The sequence below is a fragment of the Kerstersia sp. genome, assembly GCF_052103615.1.
GTDB lineage: Bacteria > Pseudomonadota > Gammaproteobacteria > Burkholderiales > Burkholderiaceae_B > Kerstersia.
The window spans coordinates 1-3,315 of sequence record NZ_JBQEKA010000138.1 but is presented as its reverse complement, the minus strand read 5'-3'; the positions used below and the strand labels follow the sequence as shown (position 1 = coordinate 3,315).

The 3,315-nt window shown below is 63.2% G+C and carries 3 protein-coding genes; all 3 read right to left on the bottom strand.

The annotated features are described in order from the left end of the window. Positions 1-68: 68 nt before the first annotated feature. Entirely contained in the window at positions 69-1,217 is a 1,149-nt protein-coding gene (locus ACTJGZ_RS15835; protein ID WP_441663853.1) for a thiolase family protein, read from the bottom strand. 2 nt (positions 1,218-1,219) lie between these two features. After that, a complete protein-coding gene (locus ACTJGZ_RS15830) occupies positions 1,220-2,548 on the bottom strand; it encodes an MFS transporter (RefSeq protein WP_441663852.1) in 1,329 nt (442 codons plus the stop codon). A 151-nt stretch (positions 2,549-2,699) separates the two neighbouring features. Next, the coding region (locus ACTJGZ_RS15825) for an AMP-binding enzyme (RefSeq protein ID WP_441663851.1) at positions 2,700-3,315 on the bottom strand (616 nt) is incomplete at its 5' end.

Genomic DNA, 3,315 nt, shown 5'->3' with positions numbered 1-3,315 from the left:
CAAACGCGCCGGATAGACCCGGTGAGCGCAAGACTGGCATTCGAAAACCTGCAAGATTTGGGTTGCCATCAAGATACCTCCCGGCCCAGCACCACGGCATTGGCGCACATGCCATAACGTTGCTGCACCATGCCGTAACCGCTTGCCACGCCCAGCCGGGCGCCCGCCACCTGGCCCGTCCCTGCCCGGCCCAGCAGCTGGCGCACCACTTCGGCCAGAATATGCATGCCTCCCCCCGCCCCAGTCTGCCCTGCCGACAACTGCCCGCCCGCTGTATTGAATGGCAAGGCGCCGCTGAGCAGCCGCTGCGCAATGAAATCGCGCAGCCCATGGCCCGACACCAGTCCCAGATCCTGCATCTGCGCCAGAATCATGGCCAGATAGTCGTCATACACGCCCACGACATCCATCTGGCCGGGCTGGCACCCGGCCTGTGTCCAGAGCTCTGCCGCAAAGCTGGCAATACCAGTGCTCAAGCCATCCCCCTCTTGCTGGTCCAGGTTATAGCCAGCGCCTTGCGCCAGCAGCCTGACGCTTACCCCCTGCGGCTGCGCCTGCAATACCAGGGCTGTCGCGCCGCTGACAACCGGCACGCAATCCAGCCGCCCCAGCGGCGGCGCCACCATGGGCGCCTCCAGATACGCCTGCAATGTCAAAGGCTCCCGGTAGGCCGCGTTCGGGTTATGCGCCGCATAGCGGCGCTGCGCCACGCACAATGCGCCGTAATCTTCCCGGCTCAAGCCATGCGCTGCCATCTGCCGCTGCGTCAGCATGGCGAACAAGGGGTTAGGGCCCAGGCAGCCTAAAGGGCTCAGATAATCCCTGGCGCTGGTGTTGTAATCATTCACCAGCGCGGCGAAATCCGCCCCGGCAAAATGATCCCCCGCCGCCAGCACGATGGTGCGCGCCTGGCCCGCCTCCAGCGCGAGCCAGGCCTGCCGCAGCAGATTGATGGCGCTGGCCCCGCCCATTTCATCCTGCATGCACCAGCGCAGGCCCAGCCCCAAGTGCCAGGCCAGGTCGATGGCGCGGTCTGGGCGCAGGGTAAACGAAGCTACGCCCAGACCATCCACATCCGCCAGCGCCAGGCCGGCATCCGCCAGCGCGCGCTCGATGGCGCTGGCCAGCAAACCCGCCGTACTGCAATCCGGGCCGGGACGGCGCAAAAACGCTGTTTCCCCGGTTCCGACAATGCCCGGCGCTCGCCTCTGTGTCATGCTTACTCCTGCCGTTCCGGCTCTTTGGTCAACAATAGGGTCACGACCGTGATCCCCGCCAGGCACAGCAGATAAATCGCGACTGGCGTCGCAGACTCATAGCTGCGCAGCAATGCCATCGCAATCAATGGCGATAAGCCGCCAGCCAGTACCGATGCCAGCTCATGCCCCAGCGCCAGGCCGGTATAACGGACTTCGGCCGGGAAAAGCTCGGCAAAATACGCGGGCTGCGTCCCTATCATGGCAGCATGGCAAATCGTATTGCCCAGGAAGAATGCCAGGAAAATCCATAGGGGCTCTTTGGTTTGCAACAGCCAGAAGAACGGGAAAGCCACCAGCATCAAACCTACCGAACCGATCAGATAGACGGTGCGGCGCCCGATACGGTCAGACAGGTGGCCGAACCAGACCAGCGTGCCCAATTCGATAAGCATGGACAGCAGCACGCCCCCCAGCATGATGTCATTGGAAATCCCCAGAAACTTGCCGTAAGCCAGCGCGAAGGCCAGAAACATATACGAGCCGCCGTTTTCCGCCATGCGCAAGCCCATGGCAGTAAACACCTGGCGCGGATAGCGGCGGAACACCTCGACAGCCGGCATGCCGCGCTTGGCCGTTTTCTTGACCTGCACGAACGCCTCGCTTTCAGGAATGCGTTTGCGGATATACAGGCCCACACCGAAAATAATGATGCTCAACAGGAAGGGCACACGCCAGCCCCAGCTCATGAAAGCCTCCTGCGGCAATTGCTGGGCCAGCATGAATACCCCGGAAGACAGCACGAAGCCGCCCGCCACGCCCAGCTGGCTGAACGATGAAAAATAACCGCGCCGCTTGCCGCCCACGGCTTCGCTGATCAGCAACACGCCGCCGCCCCATTCGCCGCCTGCCGCCATCCCCTGCAAAACGCGCAGAATCACCATGGCGACAGGCGCCCAGATACCCGCTTGATCATAGGTCGGCAACAGGCCGATCAGGAAGGTTGCTGCCCCCATGATGCCCAAGGTCCATTCCAGCGCCAGCTTGCGGCCATAGCGATCCCCGATATGGCCAAAAATAATGCCGCCCAGGGGACGCGCCAGAAAGCCTACCGCCAGGCCGGCAAACGCGCCCATCGTCCCCAGCATCGGGTCGGTTCCCTTGGGGAAGAACAAACTCCCGAACACCAGCGCCGCCGCCGTGCCATAGATGAAGAAGTCATACCACTCCATCGCATTGCCCGCCACCGAGGCCAAGACAACACGGCGCGTGCGCCGCTTGCGCGCCGCTTCATCCTCAGCGCCGGGCTGGCCGCTGGCGGCCCACTTTTCCTGAGTCTCCAAGCTGCTCATGGCTGCCTCCCTGCCGCTAGGCCGGATAGGCCGGACAGGCCGGGGATTGCTGTCTGATTCATGTCTCCTCTCCTTCTTCTTTGGTGGATTCTTTGGTGGACTTATTGTTTTATTTCCTGCTGCTGGCATGGCTCGCCAGCCGTCCTGCGGCTCAGCGCAACACCTGATACCCCACGCTTTCCCGGTCCCAGGTGTCTGCCGTCACGCCCTCTTCACGCAAACCGAATTTACGGATCTTGCCGTTCTCGGTGCGCGGCATCACAGCCAGAATGCGTACATAGCGCGGCACCGAGAAATACGGCATGCGCGGCTGGCAATGATCCAGCAAGGCCTCCGGGCTGGCCTGCTGCCCGGGCTTGAACAGCAGCGCGGCCATCACCTCGTCTTCCGCCAGCTCCGAGCGCACCGCGTACACCGCTGCCGCCTCCACGGCGGGATGCGATTGCAACACCTGCTCAACCTCGAAAGAGGAAATATTTTCCCCTCGGCGGCGGATAGCATCCTTCATGCGGTCCAGGAACCGGAAGTAGCCATCGGCATCCCGCACCACGCGGTCACCCGTGTGAAACCACAGGTTGCGCCAGGCCTCTACCGTCTTGTCCGGCATGCCGAAGTACCCGGTCGCCACCAGAAACGGCTGGCGCGGGCGCAGCAACAGCTCTCCGGCAGTCCCATCCGGCAGCGGCTGATCCTGTTCATCCGCCACGCAGGCTTCGAATTCCGGCATGACCTGCCCCATCGCATCGGCGCGCTGCTGCGCCAGCGTG